This is a genomic window from Burkholderia humptydooensis, assembly GCF_001513745.1.
GTDB classification, from domain to species: Bacteria; Pseudomonadota; Gammaproteobacteria; order Burkholderiales; family Burkholderiaceae; genus Burkholderia; species Burkholderia humptydooensis.
The window spans coordinates 2,248,904-2,267,168 of sequence record NZ_CP013382.1 but is presented as its reverse complement, the minus strand read 5'-3'; the positions used below and the strand labels follow the sequence as shown (position 1 = coordinate 2,267,168).

General features: G+C 59.7%; 15 protein-coding genes and 4 pseudogenes. 8 read left to right on the top strand and 11 right to left on the bottom strand.

The window, feature by feature from the left end:
- Nucleotides 1-101: 101 nt before the first annotated feature.
- From AQ610_RS32050 to AQ610_RS28740, 3 genes are all read right to left on the bottom strand, one after another.
- Nucleotides 102-407: an H-NS histone family protein gene (locus AQ610_RS32050; RefSeq protein ID WP_009916035.1), complete on the bottom strand. Its 306-nt coding sequence runs from the start codon at nt 405-407 to the stop codon at nt 102-104.
- Nucleotides 408-935: 528 nt separating this feature from the next.
- A complete protein-coding gene (locus AQ610_RS35280) occupies nt 936-2,414 on the bottom strand; it encodes a M81 family metallopeptidase (RefSeq protein WP_006027787.1) in 1,479 nt (492 codons plus the stop codon).
- Nucleotides 2,411-3,715, bottom strand: coding sequence for an MFS transporter (locus tag AQ610_RS28740; protein WP_006027786.1), 1,305 nt, complete (start codon nt 3,713-3,715; stop codon nt 2,411-2,413). The genes AQ610_RS35280 and AQ610_RS28740 overlap by 4 nt, the downstream gene beginning before the upstream one ends.
- A 145-nt stretch (nt 3,716-3,860) precedes the next feature.
- Between AQ610_RS28740 and AQ610_RS35275 the strand changes: the two genes are divergently transcribed.
- Together AQ610_RS35275 and AQ610_RS36595 are read left to right on the top strand one after the other, a co-directional pair.
- Nucleotides 3,861-4,772 carry a LysR family transcriptional regulator gene (locus AQ610_RS35275; RefSeq protein ID WP_009916037.1) on the top strand — a complete coding sequence of 304 codons (912 nt, stop codon included), beginning with the start codon at nt 3,861-3,863 and terminating at the stop codon, nt 4,770-4,772.
- A 123-nt stretch (nt 4,773-4,895) separates the two neighbouring features.
- Entirely contained in the window at nt 4,896-5,036 is a 141-nt protein-coding gene (locus AQ610_RS36595) for a hypothetical protein (protein WP_009916038.1), read from the top strand.
- Nucleotides 5,037-5,140: 104 nt separating this feature from the next.
- Here AQ610_RS36595 and AQ610_RS28735 read toward each other — a convergent pair.
- Nucleotides 5,141-5,718, bottom strand: a pseudogene (locus AQ610_RS28735) (transposase); the annotation flags it as partial.
- Nucleotides 5,719-5,749: 31 nt separating this feature from the next.
- Between AQ610_RS28735 and tnpA the strand changes: the two are divergent.
- The 6 genes and pseudogenes from tnpA to AQ610_RS36590 all read left to right on the top strand — a co-directional run.
- Entirely contained in the window at nt 5,750-6,193 is a 444-nt protein-coding gene (gene tnpA / locus AQ610_RS28730) for an IS66-like element accessory protein TnpA (protein WP_231748938.1), read from the top strand.
- Nucleotides 6,190-6,522, top strand: a complete 333-nt coding sequence (gene tnpB, locus AQ610_RS28725; RefSeq protein ID WP_045554722.1) for an IS66 family insertion sequence element accessory protein TnpB — start codon at nt 6,190-6,192, stop codon at nt 6,520-6,522. The genes tnpA and tnpB overlap by 4 nt, the downstream gene beginning before the upstream one ends.
- 446 nt (nt 6,523-6,968) lie before the next feature.
- Entirely contained in the window at nt 6,969-8,333 is a 1,365-nt protein-coding gene (gene ltrA, locus AQ610_RS28720; RefSeq protein WP_009916752.1) for a group II intron reverse transcriptase/maturase, read from the top strand.
- A 142-nt stretch (nt 8,334-8,475) separates the two neighbouring features.
- Nucleotides 8,476-9,912 (top strand): annotated as a pseudogene (tnpC, locus tag AQ610_RS28715) (IS66 family transposase); the annotation flags it as partial.
- Nucleotides 9,913-10,032: 120 nt separating this feature from the next.
- Nucleotides 10,033-11,310, top strand: a complete 1,278-nt coding sequence (locus AQ610_RS28710; RefSeq protein ID WP_006026243.1) for an IS256 family transposase — start codon at nt 10,033-10,035, stop codon at nt 11,308-11,310.
- Between the two features lie 43 nt (nt 11,311-11,353).
- Nucleotides 11,354-11,473 (top strand): annotated as a pseudogene (locus tag AQ610_RS36590) (transposase domain-containing protein); the annotation flags it as partial.
- A 72-nt stretch (nt 11,474-11,545) separates the two neighbouring features.
- Here AQ610_RS36590 and AQ610_RS38535 read toward each other — a convergent pair.
- From AQ610_RS38535 to AQ610_RS37070, 7 genes and pseudogenes are all read right to left on the bottom strand, one after another.
- Nucleotides 11,546-12,183, bottom strand: a pseudogene (locus AQ610_RS38535) (transposase); the annotation flags it as partial.
- 88 nt (nt 12,184-12,271) lie between these two features.
- Nucleotides 12,272-12,568, bottom strand: coding sequence for a hypothetical protein (locus AQ610_RS28695; RefSeq protein WP_006029528.1), 297 nt, complete (start codon nt 12,566-12,568; stop codon nt 12,272-12,274).
- Between the two features lie 91 nt (nt 12,569-12,659).
- Nucleotides 12,660-14,285, bottom strand: coding sequence for an AcrVA2 family anti-CRISPR protein (locus tag AQ610_RS28690; protein ID WP_006029529.1), 1,626 nt, complete (start codon nt 14,283-14,285; stop codon nt 12,660-12,662).
- Nucleotides 14,286-14,391: 106 nt separating this feature from the next.
- Nucleotides 14,392-14,964 (bottom strand): hypothetical protein, encoded by a 573-nt coding sequence (locus AQ610_RS28685; protein WP_009916307.1) that lies wholly within the window; start codon nt 14,962-14,964, stop codon nt 14,392-14,394.
- 11 nt (nt 14,965-14,975) lie between these two features.
- On the bottom strand, nt 14,976-15,263 hold the full coding sequence (locus AQ610_RS35265) for a PAAR domain-containing protein (RefSeq protein WP_009916304.1): 288 nt from the start codon (nt 15,261-15,263) through the stop codon (nt 14,976-14,978).
- 11 nt (nt 15,264-15,274) lie between these two features.
- The gene (locus AQ610_RS37075; protein WP_080595272.1) at nt 15,275-16,234 is read right to left on the bottom strand and encodes a T6SS immunity protein Tli4 family protein; all 960 of its coding nucleotides are present in this window, start codon (nt 16,232-16,234) and stop codon (nt 15,275-15,277) included.
- Between the two features lie 74 nt (nt 16,235-16,308).
- The gene (locus AQ610_RS37070) at nt 16,309-18,246 is read right to left on the bottom strand and encodes a Tle4 family T6SS lipase effector (RefSeq protein ID WP_006029531.1); all 1,938 of its coding nucleotides are present in this window, start codon (nt 18,244-18,246) and stop codon (nt 16,309-16,311) included.
- Between the last annotated feature and the right edge of the window lie 19 nt (nt 18,247-18,265).

Here is an 18,265-nt window from a genome sequence, read left to right as displayed (position 1 = left end):
AAGCGTACTACCACCGCCCGGCAATGCTGACCTGCAGCGTTACCACACCTCACACACTCCGCCACCTTCTCTGAGGGGCGTCGTTCGTGGAGCGCGTAGGATCAAGCAGGTCGATCGATCAGGAAAGCTTCGCGCGGCGAGCCAGACATCCATTTCGGTGCTCGCCCTCGGCCGCACCATGTTTCTCCAGTCATCGGGTTTCGATACTTTGGAGGCAGTGGACCACGCCGCTTGTCCGGCGAGCGAAGGCGCGTCCATTGAGGAAAGATCTGGTCGGGCCGAATTTCGTACATCAGGACGGTCTCCCGGATCTGAGAAAGCGCCGTCGAGATTTCGCGCTCTCTGGCTGCTTCGGCCTCCTTATTGAGTGCATCGAGTTGAGCTTTCAGTTCCTCGTAAGTTGCCACAATGTCTCTCCAATCGAATTACGTTAAACGTGCACATTCGAGCGCCGTGCGTCGTCAGGAGCGTGTATCGTGTGCCATGCATGCGACGACACGACGGGAATAAAAGGGCGATCGCCGATATCGACGATCGCAAAACCGCCTGCTCCGAGGCAGATCGGAGGCAGGGCGCGGCCACAATCGTGTAACGGGTCTACAAAATTTCTTTCTGTGAGTGACTTACATACGCAATACGCCATAGGCATATTTTGAGAAATGACGTAGGTCGCATTTCTGCACCGCTATGGCACCGAGAACCTGGAGTTCCCGGTAGCCTCTAGGAAGTAGGTCGGACAGCGGTGGCTGGCAAATACGCGAAGTTTGGCCGCGAGGGCTTGGCGCGTGAAGGCAACGACGCTGAGGGAAATAGAATCGACAACGCACTCGAATTTTCGAGTAATATGTACTCAGTCATAGGGTTCGCTCTCTTTTTTGAAGAATCTATGATTAGGCTTCGTCGCGTGTTGCAGCACTCGGCGAAGCCGCTTTCGGTTAATACACTCTTCTAGTTTGAATACCCGGCCCAAGGCGCATTCGAGGATCGATTTTTCTCCACGGTAAACGTTCGGGGTCGGTCACAATACCCGTTGCCGTTCGCGCGATGAGGACTGCTTCAGCTATAGGTTCGAATGCCGCCCGAAAGTGGACGGAACTCTTGTTTACCAAGATGGCCATTTTCTCTGGAGCGATACCGACCATTCTGTACAGGTTGCGATCCAGAAGCTGCGTTTTCACGGTACTGACCACGACACGCACGTCATCGATTTTTAAACACGCGCATGGACCGAGGTGAAGTTCCAAGTTTTGCATCATCGGGCCTTCGAGTCTGCACCGGCCGTCAGATATCGACTCGACGAGAAAGTCACCACGCAGCGGATGATTCGTGTGCTCTGCAAGTGCCATGCTTACGCGAGTGCCGACGCCTGCCTCGTGAGCCCTCCGTGCCGCAGCAGGATCGCAGACGATCCCGATAGCGGCACGTCTCACTCGATGCCGAAGTAGCGCCTCGAGCATTTCTGTCGTGTCGGAAGCCGCGCCAGCACCGGGATTGTCATGCGTATCCGCGATCACGATTGGGTGCAGCGCTGAGTCTGCGAGCTTCTTGGCTCGGAGGACTGCTTCATCAGGGCTGAAATACGTCGTTTTCCATTTTCCTTCGCTCTCCACAATCAGCAGTTTGAGTTCGTCAAGTGCACTCTCGACCCCACGCTTGCTAGAACCGCACGCCCATACGGCCGGCCCACACTCGCGGATGTCGGCAGCAGGAAACCCGAGCGCAACACCAAGGTCGACGTCATACCTTCGCTCTACGTCCGCAACGAGGGCATAAATCTCTGCAGCGGGGGACTGTGAGGTAGACATCGCCTCAATCGGAATCAAAAATGGAGCACGCCAAAACGCGCGATGCGAGCGTCTACCCGATTCGGCGATTCGAAACAAAGTCCGAGCCGCGCGAGCCCCAGTCTTCGCCATGTCGACATGCGGATAGGTACGAAACGGTACGAGTGCATCGGCATGCTCGAACATCTGCTCGGTGACGTTTGCGTGCAAATCGAGGGACGCAACGATTATCGGCCGCGGACCGATTTGCATGCGTAGTCGCCGCAACAATTCGCCTTCCCCATCCTCGTAGCGTTCGGACACCATTGCCCCGTGCAGGTCCAAGTAGATTGCATCTGGACGTACTTCAGTAGCGCGGCGCAGGATTTCGTTGACGATTCGTTCATACGCGTCGTCCATGACGAGGCCAGATGGCGTCGCATAAGTCCATATCCCAGGGACAACAACATTCGGCGTATCCGCGACCGATTGCAAAAAGCCAGAAATCGGAAGGTTCGCATCACGCATTGCAAAGATAGCGTCGCCAACCGCAATTGGACCGTTTGCGCCATTCGCGAAATCGGCATACTGCGTGTGTGTCTCAACAAACGTGTTGGTCTCGTGCAAGAATCCGCCAACATAGATTTTCATGATGCGGTCACCTTGACGTCCCGTGCGGGACGCGCAGCGAGCACGAAAGCGCTTGTGAGCAGAAGCATCGCAATCGCAAGAAAACCTGCCTCGCTGCTTCCCGTTGCGGTTTTCATCCAGCCGATCACGGTTGGGCTAAAAAATCCGCCGAACAGACCTAACGTATTGATAAATGCAATGCCAACAGCGGCGGTGTCTTCCGAAAAATAGTCGGCTGGTATGGCCCAGAAGACGGTGTAACCGGCATACGTTCCCGCCGTCGCAATAGAGATGGCTGCAAGCGCCACGACAAACTGGTCGGAGAAGTGGGCTGTAGCCATGAGGCCGACTGCACCCACTGCGGTTGCCAGCGCAGCATGAAGTTGTCGTTCACGGTTGCGGTCGGAGAGTCGACCAACCACATAGATCACGATGATAGTCAGCACGTACGGCACAGCCGAATACGCGCCGATTTCGATGTAACTGTGTAACCCGGCTGTTTTGAGAATGGTCGGTAGCCAGAACCCGACAGCATAGATTCCACTGATGAGGCCGAAATACGTCAGCGCCAATAAGAGAACGCGCAGGTCGGTGGCGACACGCATCAATGCTCCATGGGCCGGGCGTGCCGGAGGCGTCTGGCCCAGTTCCGTCAGGACGGCCCGTTTCTCGTGTGACGTGAGCCAGCTTGCCTCAGCCGGCGACTCGCAAAGCGTTCCGAACGTGACGAACCCCATAATCAGCGCGGGGATGCCTTCGAGAATGAACATCCACTGCCATCCCGATAAGCCCGCCAAACCATCGGAATACTCAATAATCGTGCCGGACGCCAAACCGCCAGCGATTGACCCGATCGGCAACGCCCACATCAAAATCGCCATCGTTCGACCCATCTGCTGCTTTGGATACCAACGAGTCAGAAAGTAGATGATTCCTGGGGCGAAACCTGCTTCAAAAACGCCAAGAAGGAAGCGAAGAATGTAAAACGTCGTAACATCAGACGCCATGCTTGTCGCCACCGTTGTGGTGCCCCATAGCACCATGATCCGGCTTAACGTTTTGCGCGCGCCAATACGTACGAGGAGCAGGTTGCTGGGCACTTCGAGCAGAACGTAACCGAGAAAGAAGATGCCGGCACCCAGGCCGTAGGCCGCATCACTGAGGCCGAGCTCCTGCTGCATTTGCAGCTTCGCGAACCCCACGTTTACGCGATCCACATATGCGATGCAGTAGCATACTGTCAGAAATGCCAGTATCCGCAGATTGATTTTTCTGAACGCACTGGCTCGTGGGGTTGACGCCTCTATAAATGAAGTGGACATTCTGGCCTCAGTGGCGATAAGTTATCGAGTTATTGTGCAGTCAAATTAATAACGACTATACAGAAGATTTATCCCGGCTGGTTGTCAATATACGAGACACCCTGTGCGGAAATTTGTCACCCACGAGTCGCGCTAGGATTCGGTCATGGAATTTAGCAAATCACGGCAAGTTCAATGTTTTGAAGCGGTCATGATCGAACGCTCGCTTAGAAAGGCTGCGGAACGCCTTGAGATGTCCGTCTCAGAAGTCAGTCGACAGATTCGTAAGCTAGAGGGAGAAATGAAGCTTCGACTATTTGATCGCGAGCCCTCCGGAGTAGTGCCGACACGTGAAGCAGAATTGTATTTGGAGTATCGCCGCGGCTGTGAATCTCAATTCGAGGTTTTCAGGGGACAGATTGATTTGCTCCACTCACTAAAGACGGGGATTGTTTCGATCTCTGCCAGCGAGAGCATGATGGTTCCGTTTGTAAACGAGGTCTTATGGGGATATTGTCGAGACTACCCGAATGTTCGAGTTTTATTGAATCAACGTGCGACTCGGGAGATTATCGAAGACGTCCTTACTGATGCTGCTCATATCGGCCTCGTTTATAATCCCCCTCCTACCGATGGAATCTCCGTCTATCGCAGTGTTCGGGACGGGCTGATCGCCGCGGTTCATCCGGATCATCCGTTGGCTAAGCATGTAGGACCTATTCCTTTTGCACGCGCAGTCTCATATCCGTTCGCAACAATGCCTTCGCTTTACGGCTTGGGCGGGCTGATGGAGAGCGTAGCACATACCGAAGCAGTCAAGTTCAAGCCGCTAGTTGTTGCGAATACGCTTGACGTGCTTCGGCGATTTGCATTGGAGGGCCTCGGGGTCGCTTTTGTCTCCACCTTTACGATCAAGCCAGAGGTCGAAGCAGGAACTTTAGTTGCGATGCCTATTGACCATCCGGCGTTGGGTAAGCAATCGACGTCCATCGTTGTAAAATCGCGCCGTGTACTCTCAGCCGCTGCGGATGAGTTGTTGAGGCGGATTGAGTCTAATATAAGCGTATTCTGCCAATAACTGTGGATTGGCATGCACGAAGCATTCGTAAGCGGCTCGCGTGGGCTAGTTGTGAAGCAGCGTCGAGCAGGAATCGGCATGTAGCCATGCTGCGCGAAGCACGGCCCACACAAGGAAATGCAGATGAGCGATTTTTCGCGCGAGACTCTGGTCACTCTGCTGTACAAGTCGTTGCCAGTGACCGAGAAGCAGGCTACCGTCGAGCTTCAGGACAAGGACCAGGTAGTGAGCGTAACGACTCCGTCGAGTTCAACTGCGTCGTAATCGGTAACTCCCCTGCGTTCTTGCGACCTCAGGCGATCCGATGCAAAGGCGAGCTCAGCGAGGGTCTCGTCGGTGGCATGGCCGTCATCATAAAAAAAGGTTCTTCACGGATTACCTGGATAGGCGGCCTTGATCTTGAGGAAGAAGTAGGCGCTGTCGCGGTAGCCGTAGGCCATACGCTTGATGACCTTGATGCGGTTGTTGATGCCTTCGAGCTGGCCGGTGTGCATCGGCCAGCGCACCCGCGAGAGGATGCCGCGCCAGTAAGCGGCCAGTTTGTTAGCAAAGCGCTGGAGCGGTTCGATCCCGCTCGCGCGAGCCTGCGCCAGCCAGTTCCGCCAGGCGCGACGCCATTGCCACGCGGTCATCGACTGCCAGAGTTCCTTGAGCACCGATTTAAGGACGTAGACGGTCATCAGGGCCTGATTGGCTTCCAGCAGTTCGTGCAGCTTGATCTGGCTTTCGGCCGACAGATTCTCGCGGTTGCGCAACAACAGCCAACGCGCCCGCTTGACCACGCGCCGCTGCGGGCGATCATGCTTGAGCCGATCGGCTTCGTCGACGCGCAGCCGGTCGATCACTTCCCGGCCGTATTTGGCGACCACGTGATACAGGTCGTACACGACCGTGCATTCGGGCAGCGCTCTTGCACCTCCAGATCGAACGCGGTGCTCATGGTAAGCACCTCGCGACAACCATCCTAGACGGCACCGATGCTCGACCTCAAAGTGATGTCCATCATTTTCGATTTGATGGACATCACTGTGACGGAATCGGAAGCCAAGCCGGGTAGCCGCAAGGGACGCCCGAACCATGATCCGGAGTTTCGGCGCCGACTGGCGGCCGCAGCCTGTGAGCCCGGCGTGTCGGTCGCGAAGCTGGCGCGGGAGAATGGCATCAACGCCAATATGCTGTTCACTTGGCGGAGCCGTTATCGCGCGCAATTGCAGGCCGAATCGACGTCGCTGATTCCCGTGTCGGTGGTTCATGAGAGGCCGCCGGCGCGTGTGGCCATGCCGCCAGAAGCGTCCGGCGTCAGCCATCCGACGCCGCGAACCGGGACGATCGAGATTCGGATCGGCGGCGTAGTCGTCAAGGTCGACGGCGTCGTTGACGCCGAGACGCTGCGGGCCGTACTGGGGAGCTTGCGATCGTGATTGCGCTGCCCACGGGTACACGCGTCTGGCTGGTGGTGGGCGTCACTGACATGCGCTGCGGGTTCCAGGGGCTGGCGGCGAAGGTGCAGACGGCGCTCGAGGAGAATCCGCTGGGCGGCAACGTGTTCATCTTCCGCGGTCGTCGCGGCGATCTTGTGAAGGTTCTGTGGGCGAGCGATGACGGGCTCTGGCTTCTCGCGAAGCGGCTTGAGCGTGGCCGTTTCGTCTGGCCCCAGGCTGATGGTGGCAAGGTTCATCTGACGGCGGCACAACTGTCGATGTTGCTCGAAGGCATCGATTGGGTGCGACGGGAGACCGTCAAGAGATAGAAGGTGAAAGTCCTTTGCGATGAAGAACTAGCGAATCACATCGACCCCGAGTCATGCGGGGGCACTCGCGAGAGTGTCACCGAAGCGTTGACAGGGGCGCACGTAGGCCAGCCATTGAGCGACGAAAGACTTCCCAATCGGAGTGCTGATGCTTTCCAGTCAGCAGAAGGCAATACGTCCCACCGCGATATCGCGAGCGGTGGGCGGCTCCGCGTCGTCGGTAGACCCTGGCATGCGTGTACGTCTCTTGAGCGGGAACCGCGAGGTCTCCAGACCGCCCTCGCCAGCCGGGCGATGGGCCGCATGGTGAAGGCTGGGAGCCGTAGACCATGATGCACGGTCCGGAGAAGTCAGACTCGCTCGTAGTACCAGGGAAACCGGCGAACAAAGCGGCGTCAGCCGCAGCGGAGCTGGGGGAGGGAAGGAGCGGGACCGAAGGGAATGCGATGATGCAAAGCATGGTCCGGACGCAGAGCTGGGAAGCCGTGTCACAGGCGCAGAGTCGCATACGGGAAGCTGTCAACAGAAACGGGAAGGAGAAACTGACAGCGCTCCTGCATCACATTGACGTTGACGTCCTGCGTGCGGGCTTCCTGTCGTTGAAGAAGAGCGCATCAGCGGGCGTTGACCAGATGACGTGGGGAATGTACGAGGCAGCACTGGAAGAGAATCTCCAGCGGCTGCATCAGCGGCTCCACGCAGGAGCGTATCGGGCGTTGCCTTCGCGGCGGGTGTACATCCCCAAGGCAGATGGCAAACAACGGCCACTCGGCATCGCCGCCATGGAGGATAAAATCGTTCAGGCGGCGACGGTCATGATCCTCACGCCGATATACGAGGCGGAGTTTCTGGGTTTCAGTTATGGGTTCCGGCCCGGGCGCAGCCAGCATGATGCGTTGGACGCGCTCGCGTACGGAATCAAGGGGCGCAACATCTGGTGGATTCTCGACGCCGATATCAGTCGCTTCTTCGACACGATCAACCACGAATGGCTGGTCAAGTTTATGGAGCACCGTATTGGCGACCGACGAATCATCCGCCTGATCCAGAAATGGCTGAAGGCGGGCGTGCTGGAGCAAGGCGCGCGGATCGATACATCTCAGGGAACGCCGCAGGGAGCCGTGATATCACCCCTGCTTGCGAATATTTACCTGCACTATGTGTACGATCTGTGGGTTCAGGCATGGCGGAAACGTCATGCAGACGCTGACATGATTGTTGTCCGCTACGCGGACGACACCATTGTTGGTTTCCAGTATGTATCAGATGCACACGCATTTCTGGGTGAGTTGCGAGACCGACTGGCGAAGTTTGGGCTGAGTCTGCATCCAGAGAAGACGCGATTGATCGCGTTTGGGCGCTTCGTTGCCGAACGGCGCGCGGCGCAAGGGCTCTCGAAGCCCGAGACCTTCGACTTCCTCGGCTTCACGCACATTTGCGGGAAGAAGCGAGGGGGCAAAGGCTTCCAGCTCTGGAGAAAGACGAAGCGCAAGCGTAAGACCGAGACGGTCAAGCGAATCGCGACAGAACTGCGGCACATGAGGTCAAGTCCTATCGACGAGCAAGGCCGGTGGCTGGCTCAGGTACTGCGGGGGCATTACGCCTACTTTGCGGTGCCGACCAACCTTCAGGCTGTTCGTGCTGTTCGCCACCTGGTCAAGATTCGCTGGTATCTCAGCCTTCTGAGGCGGAGCCAGCGCCGGCGGCTTACGTGGCGTCGCATGAACGTGATCGTTGAGAAGTACCTGCCCATGCCACGCGTCCTGCACCCATGGCTGGAACAACGCTTCCTCGTCAAACACCGACGGTAGGAGCCGGATGCCTTAATTGGGCACGTCCGGATCTGTGCGGGGGGCGTCCCGAAAGGGACGTCCCTACCGCGATCGGCAGCCGCGCCGTACCGCGGCACTGTCGATGTTGTAAACCGCGAGGAAGGCTCGTAAACTGCGCCGCATGTCGAACGGCGCCGAACTTCCTGACGATGTTGAAACGCTGCGGGCCTTGCTCCTGGAGGCCCGTGCTCAGCTTGCCGAACGCGATCTCGAGATCGAGCAGTTGAAGGCGCAGATCGACAAGCTCAAGCGCATGCAGTTCGGGCGCAAGTCCGAGCAACTGGATCGGGAGATAGCGCGGCTCGAAACCGCGCTCGAGGATCTGACGGGCGAGCGTGGTGTTGCCGATGTGCGGCGCGCCCGCCAATCGAGCGCGGGCACGCCTGTCGGCGATGCGTCGCCGAAAGAAGCGTTGCCGCCGCATCTGCCACGCGAAGCACGCGTGCTGGACGCTGACGCGATTTGCCCGAAGTGCGGCAGCGCCATGCAACCGCTCGGAGAAGATGTGTCCGAGCAGCTCGCTCGCGTCGCGGCGATGTTCAAGGTGATTCGCACGATTCGGCGCAAGACGGTCTGTTCGTGCGACAACCACTTCTCGCAGCCGCCCATGCCCGGCCTGCCGATCACGCGCAGCATCGCCCATCCGAGCCTGCTGGCCGACATCCTCGTCGCGAAGTACGCGGACCACACGCCGTTGTACCGGCAGTCGCAGATTGCCGCGCGCGACGGCGTGAAGCTCGACCCGGCCAGCATGGGCCGCTGGGTCGGCCAGTGCGAGGCGCTTTGCGAACCGCTGACCGAGGCGCTGCGCCGCTACACGATGGCAACGTCGAAGCTGCATGCGGACGACACGCCGATCCCGGTGCTCGCGCCGGGCAACAAGAGGACGAAGACTGGGCGACTCTGGGTGTACGTGCGCGATGACAGCCGTTCGGGCTCGACGGAACCGGCTGCGGTGTGGTTCGCCTACTCGCCTGACCGCAAAGGCATCCATCCCCAGACCCATCTCGCCGGATTCGAGGGCATCCTGCAGGCCGACGCCTATGGCGGCTTCAACGAGTTGTACGAGAGCGGCAAGATCCGTGAGGCGGCATGCTGGGACCATGCGAGACGGTACATCTACGAGGTTCACGACCGCACGCCGACCGACGCGACCCGACAGGTACTCGAATTGATCGGCGAACTCTACGGCATCGAGGCAGACATCCGTGGCCAACCTGCCGCTGAACGGCTGCGCGTGCGGCGGGAGAAAAGCGCGCCGCTGCTCGTGATCATCAAGACGTGGATGACGGACAAGCTTGCCACGCTGTCGAAGAAATCCGAGCTGGCCAAAGCGATCCGCTACTCGCTCAACCAATGGGATGCGCTCGTGCTGTACTGCGAAGAAGGCCGCGCCGAGATCAGCAACGCCCTGGCCGAAAACGCGCTGCGCTGCGTGAGTCTGGGTCGCAAGAACTTCCTGTTCGCCGGCTCCGATAGCGGCGGCGAGCGGGCTGCGGCGATGTATGGTCTGATCGGGACGTGCAAGCTCAACGGGATCAACCCGCGTGCCTACCTCGAATAGAGCTAATGTCGAATTTGGTGTACGGCGGGTGGTCGGCGGGAAATGAGAAGGCGGTGGCGGTTAGCTGAAAATGTTGCTTTCCACGGTAACACCCAGCAACCGAACTCCACCACCATGGCGAAACGTACGCAGGAAACAAACGGCAGTCAAGCAGCAACGGAAGTGAAGGGCCTGCCCGGTCTGGACGACCTGATCCAGCAGGGCGCGCGGCAGATTATCCAGCAGGCGATCGAGGCGGAATTGGCGGCATTGCTCGAGCAGTATTCGAACGTGAAAACGCTGGACGGACGGCGCGCGATCGTGCGCAACGGCTATCTGCCCGAACGCGAGGTCGTCACGGCAGTCGGGCCCGTGCCGGTTCAGGTGCCCAAGGTGCGTGACCGTTCGGGCTCGGGCGTGAAGTTCAACTCGAACATCGTGCCGCCCTACGTGCGCAAGTCGCCCCGGGTGAGCGCGGCGCTGCCGTGGCTTTACCTGCGCGGTGTTTCCACCGGCGACATGAGCGAAGCGTTCAGCGTGCTGCTCGGCGAACAAGCCAAAGGCCTCTCGCCCAATGTCGTGGTGCGCCTGAAGGCGCAATGGGCCGACGAGTTCGAGCGATGGAACAAACGCGACCTGTCGGGCTCGCGCTGGGTCTACTGGTGGGCTGATGGCATTCACACCGGCGCGCGCAGCGAAGACTCCGATGGCCAGTGCCTGCTGGTGATCATCGGCGTGAAGCCGGACGGGAGCAAGGAGCGCGTGGCGCTCGCCGACGGCTATCGCGAATCGAAGGATTCGTGGCGTGACCTGTTGCTGGACCTGAAGGCACGCGGGCTGCAGGCCGGCCCGCTGCTGGCTACTGGCGACGGCGCGATGGGCCTGTGGGCGGCGCTTGAAGAAGTGTTCCCGCAGACCAGGCAACAACGCTGCTGGTTCCACAAGATCGGCAACGTGCTCAACGCTCTGCCGAAATCGCAGCACGGCCGCGCCAAGGCTGCCCTGTCTGAAATCTGGAATGCGGCAACGCGAGCCGAGGCCATCGTCGCGTTCAACCAGTTCGTTGCGACGTATTCGGCCAAATATCCCAAGGCCGCTGAGAAGGTCACGAAGGACCGCGACGAGTTGCTCGCGTTCTACGACTTTCCAGCTGAACACTGGCAGCATCTGCGAACGACCAACCCGATCGAATCGACGTTTGCGACGGTACGTCATCGCACAACGCGTACGCGCAACTGTCTGTCGCGCGCGACCTTCCTTGGTCTGGCATTCAAGCTGATCGAATCGGCTGAACAGTCGTGGCGCCGTATCCGCGGCGTGGACAAGATCGAACAGCTCATGAAGGGCATTCCCTTCAAGGATGGTACCCCGGTGATCGAAAGCACACCGGCTCAGCAACCGCTCGCCGCCTGATCATGCCGCCGACTGCTGATACACCAGATTTGACAACTGCTCCCTCGAATATGTCCTGACCCATATCGCTGACCATCCGATTAACCGCATCGATGCACTGCTGCCCTGGAACGTGGCCGGGAAACTGCCTCGGCAGGCCGACTCATTGACTGCCTGTCAGTGAGACCTCGGTAGCCCGATTCCCGATCATCCCTCACGCAGGCATCGCGTTGCGAACGGCCGTCGCGAGGCGCTTACTATTCATGTCCATCGCGACAGCTTCAATACGTTTGCACCGCTCGGCACCGAGCCAGTCGAAGAACGGGCGAATCGCTTCCCGGCTGCGGCCTTCGCCGACCCACAACACCCGGCGCGTGTCGGCATCCATCACCACCGTGGCATAGCGATGGCCCTTGTAGAGCGCAAACTCATCCATCACAAGCCGACGCGGCTGCGCTTCGGGCAACGCCTCAAGCCGCGCCTGCAAGCGCCGCGTATCGATGCGCCGAACGGTTTCCCAGTGCAGCCCGACAACTGGCAGACATGGGCAACCGGCAGCTTCTCGCACCAGTGCCCGACGAATTCCGCCAGGTGCCGGGTGATCCGGGCGTGGCGATCCAGTCAACTCACCCGCTTGGTACGGGGTCCGCAGCCGTCGCACCGCACGCGGCGCAGACGCACGCGCAGCCAGACTGCATTGCCCAGCATCGGCAAGTCGCGAATCGTGCGCCAGCCGTGTTCGTGCACGCGCTCGCTGTGCTGGCCGCAACTCGAGCATTGCGCGGGATGGCCGACCTGCGGCAGCAAGGTGATGCGCGTCACGCCAGGCGTGCGCTCAAGCTCGGTAACGGTAAAACCTTCCCAGAACAGGAGGTCGAGTTTATGATCGGCCATGAAAGAGGTGGTCGTTGGAATCGTCTGATTGGTCGCACAACCAGTCTATTCCTTCGGGCACCGCTTTCCTTTTGGGCGAGCCTTCATGCTAATCCGTGAAGAACCGAATCCGTTCAACGAGCGCCAGTTCGTGGTCAAGCAGCAGGCACCGCTCGCCTTGGTCGACACGCTTGACGCATGCATTGAGCGCCGCTTCGGCGCGCCGGTACAGGTCAAAATCCGCGCCGGATAAAGTCGCTTCCCGCAGATAGAAGGCGAGGTACACCACGCGCAACAGGCAACTGACCTGATCGAGGTCGCCGCGGCCGCCGCGCACGGTAGCCAGTGCGAGATGGTTCTCGAGCGACAGCGCCCGGACCTTTTCTGTTGGTAGCGGCAACAGCATTTCTCTCGTCAGGCCCTATCGGCCGGTGCGGCGCAACGCACGTTTCCTGCTTTCCATCGTGTCCACTCGTGAATGAATCTCGACCGCGCCATCATGCCAGACTGAGGCGATCGGCCCGCACGAGGGTGGGCCCGATAAAGACCAGTTTGCGCAGCGACCGTCGTGGCCCGTGCGGCTGCATCTTGAAGTGCGGCCGGCGCCAGTGGCCTCGGACCTCCCGATGCGCGCCTTCAGCGGGTAACGAGGGGAGGGACGACGCATCAAGCACGGCCGGCCCGATCACGTGACGGTCGTACAGCATTTCGATTTGCGCGAGTCGCTCGGTGCGCTTTCGTTTGCCCAATCCGCCGAAATCACGCGGCGCGTTCGTGTAAGCGCGATCCTGGACGACCTGGGCCTCGCCGGTCGCCAGGTAGAGCAGCATCTTGATCGCGTAGTCGAGCACGCGTCGCCAATGTTGCACCGTGGCAGCGATCGTGTCGGTGTCGACTTCCTGCTTCTGCGTCAGATCGGCACCGATGCCATCGAGGAACTGGCGGATGGTTCGTTGGGGATCATCCAGCGGGATCGCAAGGTTTCCCGTTTCGAGCCAGGATTCCGCCCGGACCTCGGTCCAGAACAACACATTGATCACGTCGCTCGTCGCGTACCCGGAGTGTGACGCCGGCCCGCGGCGAAACAGCATGATGGCGTCCAGTCCGCCGCGATGCCCCCACCACGACGGATCGGGAATAATGCACATCGTCTCGGCCGGCAACTCGATCGTGCCAACCGGCACGTCGTCGGCAATGAACGCATCGTCGAGCAGGTGGTGCAGCGGCGGAGTCGGCTCGAACAAGACGCCCTGGCATGCGTCGAACATCTGCCAGCACAGCGTGCCGTGGCTGCGGGCGCGATCGTCAGTGCTTCTAAACAGGGTTGGGCTGCCGTTGCTCCACCATTCCAGATAGGTGCCGAAATCCGATCGCATCAGCGAAATCGGATCGGCCCGCAGTCGCTGCGTGAACTCGGCACCGGATTGGCCGGCGGCCGCCCTGACGCGGGACCAGGCGCCGAGTGCGCCACTGGCGCGGTAACGTACCGGCATCGGCAGGCGCGCGAATCGGTCATCCGCGGCCTGCTCGGTTTTGAGCAGCGCCTCGCGAATCAGCTCCGCGATCGGCGGCGTATTGGGCGCGAGTCGGGTTGAGCGCGGGTGTTTCACGCTCGCGAAGGGAGCCGTGGTGCGATGCGACTGCTGGATCAGCGGCAGCTCGTGCCGCGCGACGAGAAACCGGGCGAGGATGACAGGACTATATTCGACCCGGAGGCGCATCGCGTGTGGCGGCAGGACGGTTTGTCCGCTTGTGCGCGCCAGTGTCACTTGCACGCCCGCCGGGGCCGTCAGTGTCACGCATTCATCCCTCTCCAGACGACCGTGCCGCTGGATCAGGACCTCGGCCACGGAATGCCACGCCTGGCCGATGTACTGCGTCCGCTCGGCCGGGTCGCTGCCGGCGGGCAGCGGGTGCGCCTCGATCCGCATTGACAGTTCTGGCAGGAGGTCCTGGCAGACAACAGGCTTGCCGTGCAGGTCAAGCGACGCCGACATCGCGAGGCTGAAAATGTCCTGCGTGTCGAGCGAATCGCCAAACACGTCCAGCTCGCGTCCCTCGGCGAAAAGCTGTCCGTCGGACAAGGTAAATCCGCCGGGTTCCAGGAGATGGGGAGTCGTCATTGCGATGCTCGGATCAGGGGTATTGGCTAGAATTCGATTCAGACATCGATAGTTGGTTGCCCTTCACGCTGTCGTAGCGTCGCATCCTCGCCCACGCAGTGCTCTGTTACAAGACTCCGTTCAAAATCCCACGGGGCTCGCATGTCCCCCGGCTTGTTTTGGTAACCAGCTTGAATTCCTTGTCGACCATACACGCGTCGAACATGCGATCGTCAGCACGTGGGATGAACGGATCGCGATGTTGCGCGTTGGGCTCGTAGGCGCAACTCCCGCACGCGTCTTCCCAAGGCAATTTGACGGACCTCCATATTCCGGCAGCGTCGGCGCGTTCCTGAAATCGTTCGCACGTCATGCCGGGCTCTTGAATAAACGGATCGACACGTGCGCAAGCGTGATCAGCATCCGCTTTGCTCATGTTCCTGAAACGCTCGTCCGAGCGATTCCGGCACAGTTCAACATACTTGGCGACACATTGCTCTATCAGCTCATCCCTGCACTGATCCCGTGCCTGCTCTACCCCCAAATGATAGGCTGACAAAGTATCAGCCTGCCAGTCAATGTACGTTCCAGTGCCTTCCTCGTAACTATCGAATGGTCCGCAGATGTGCAATGCCGCACATCCGGAAAGAAATGCAAAGGATGTGAGCAGGACCAGGAACACAATACGGTGCAAGTGCATAGGATCCCTGTTCAGACCTCGATATATGACACGGATTGCGACGCCACCAGTTTCGGCGGCGTCGGACACGCGCATAGGCAGAGATCATCGCTCAGCGCCGCCTCTCGCCCATCCGGTCCGGTAGTGGAGATCCGCGGGCCGGTGCAGCCGATCGTACCCACTGTCTTGCAGACGGGGCACCACACCGGATCGTGCTCGTAGGCTTGCTCTCGGCCGCCGATCAGATCGGCGCCATCGCCTCCTTGCACGATGCCGCCGACGGTCGTTGTGTCACCCTTCACGATGTCGTAGCGTCGCATGTCAACTCCGCTCAGACGGCACCCGGTCGCAGCCGGAGGCTGTTCAGCAGCGTGTCCCACGTTTGCAGAGCGCCGGCCTCGTCGACCGGAGAAGTCGCTTCTTCAGGCTTCAAATCGGGACTGCTCGCACCGAGCAGCAACTGGATGGCCGTATGCGGCTTCGCCAACGTGCTCGGATCACCCGGCGCGAGCAGGTAGAAGCGGTACGACGTGATCTCGCCCTCCTTCAGCGCGAACAGCACTTCCTCGGCGTCCATCCCGGCCACCGTGCGTTTGCCTTGCCGCAGAATGCGGTAGCTGCCGCTCGACACGCGGTCCATCTGCGCGCGCAGGGCGGGCAGTGTCTTGGTCAGCGGCTCTTTCTGGTCGACGTCAACTGCATCCCGCATCTGGATCACCAGCAGCGCCGGCCGTCCCGGCATCAGCGCGAACGACTGGCTCACTTCTTCGGGATAAGTCGACGAGCCTGTGGCAATGCCGCCGTCGAAGCAGAATCCCGACTCCGTCGGCACGGACCAGTTATCGCGTGCCTTGATGCGACGATAGAGATCGGTGTAAACAGGCTCAAACTTATCCAGACCCCCTGAGCCAAATGACCCAGTCATATGGAACAAGGTTTTGTTTTCGTAAATGTAACCTTCCGTCTGAAACGGTAAAGCGACCCCTTCAGTATAAAATTTCTTATAAGCAAAAACTCTGGAGTCAGTCTTTGGTGACAATACTTTTTCTAACCACGGATTATACGTTTTATTATCTCTACTACCCGGATCAGTGCGTTTCTTTGTTTTCAATTCCCTTTCGAGGCCGTCAACCTTGGCCTGATACGTTGCAGACGATACGTTGTGCTGTGTCTCCAGCTTCTCCCCCCAATACGCGTATCGCTGGTTCGTGATCTCGCTCGCCGTGGGTCGCTCGAATACAAAGCGGCCGATGCACCACGGGCGCGGCTTGGTCAACAAGGGATTCGTCATCGTCGGTTCCACAGAAAACGTTATCGAACAGGCGCACACGCCCGCTACTAGAAACAGAAGTCGGCCAAGACGTGTCAGCATTTCGGCTCCGGCGCATCCTGTGCGATTTGCACGATGCTGTAGAGCAACGCCCAGCGCGCCCACGGATGGTTGTAGCTTTCCTGATGCACATAGCCTCCTTGGTCAAACACCATTTGAACGCCTGGGGCCGCTCCACCATTCGCGCCGCGCGCGGGGGCTTCCGCGGACCAGACCGGCACCGTTCCGTCTCCCGCCACGATGCCATTCTTCTCGGGATCGGGCACGTCGCTGTCCGATGGCAACTTCGTCACCTTCTGCACCTCGAATTCGATGGTGACGTTGCGCGAGTCCAGGTGCACGCGCACCGTGCCTCTATGCGAATCGTGCATGAACCGCGCCGCACGCAGTTCTTCCTCCGTCACGTCCGGCGGCACGATGCCTTTCCAGATTACCGTGCCCCATGCCAACAGGTCGTCGAGATTCTTGCCTTGTTCGATCGTGCGTTTGCCGTGGCTTTCGCTCGATGTGGTCGAGCTCTTAGGTTTTAAAGCGCCGTCCCCATAGGTAACATATGTTTTATCGTGGTAGGTATTTATTATTTTCTTCTGGTTATCCACCACATCACCCATAACATTGCTGAAATTCTCAGATACACTCGTCTTTATTGGTAGGGCGTCGAGACGCTTCTTGACGATTCCCGCCGGATCGAGCAGCGAAGACGATTGTTCTGGGACCAAACCGTACCATTTCGAATTGGCATAAATCTCTTTGTAAACGTTGCCTTCTTTCGGCAACTTCATCACCGGTTCACCGTTGAGCCGCGCAAAGATCCACCACGGTTCACCGTTGTGATAATCCGGCATCGGCAACAGTTCGAGCGCGCCCGGCGCGTTCGCGGCCACCGCCACGAACTCGTCCGCGTTGCTCCCGAGCAGCGCGCCATTGATGAAGCCGTTCAGCCCGCCTTCGCTGCCGCCACCGGTGCGGAATCGCTTCGCCGCGATCGGCGCGCCGGTTGCCGGCAGCACGTTGTGGAACACGCCGTGCATCAGGTCCGCTCCACCGTGCATCGCGATCGCCATGCGTGCGACCAAGCCGCCCATCGAGTGGGTCAGGATGATCGCCTTGCCGCTGTCGTTCTCCGCGATGATCTCCTTGATCCCCATCAGCCGCATCGACTTGCCGGATTTCTTGTCCTTGAAATCCATGCCCTCGATCACGTCCCGGGCCGACTTCTCGTTCGATTGCAGCCAGTTGTAGCCGATCGCATACACCCGGTACCGGTATTTCAGGAAGTGTTGGAAAGCCTCGGATTTTTCCGTGAGCTTCTGCCCCCGGCCTTGCGCGCCGGCATCGGTCGCCCCATAGTCGGCCGGCTCGGTATCCAGCAGGGGCTTGAGCGTCCACTTCTTGCCGTCGGGGTCGGGCTTGACCCATTGCCCCTGCACCTCGTTCAGGTGCTTCACATCGTTCAACTGCTCTTCCAGCCACGCCAGCACCGGCTGATAGCTCGAGCGGTACACCGAGCCCCAGCCGCGTCGACGCGCCTCTGCCTCGTCGACATACTGGTTTTCCGTGTCATCCTTTTGAAGCTTGCCGGCACGGATCGGGCCGAACGGGGTCACTGCGGCCACGGTCGGATCAAACTGCGTTTCCCGCGTGGACGCGCCTTTGAACCACATGCCGAGCAACGTCGGCAATGCGCCCGCGTCCCCCAGCCAGCCGTCCGTGTTCGGCGCAAAGAACATCTCGTCGCCTGTTTCCGTGTTCACCAGCGGCGAGCCCATCACCCCCGGCAGGAAGATCACCGGAATGATCGGCCGAACGTCGCACAGCAGTTCCTTGCGTCGCGTGTCGCTCGCCGGCGTCAACGTGAAGTGGCCGACCGACGCGCCGTCCTTGTCCGTGCGCCCGATCTGCTGCACGACCTCTTGCTCGGCGCCATCGTCGAACGGCGAACCGCCGCCGGTTTGATTCGTGTTATCGGTCATCGTCGTTTTTCAAATTCGC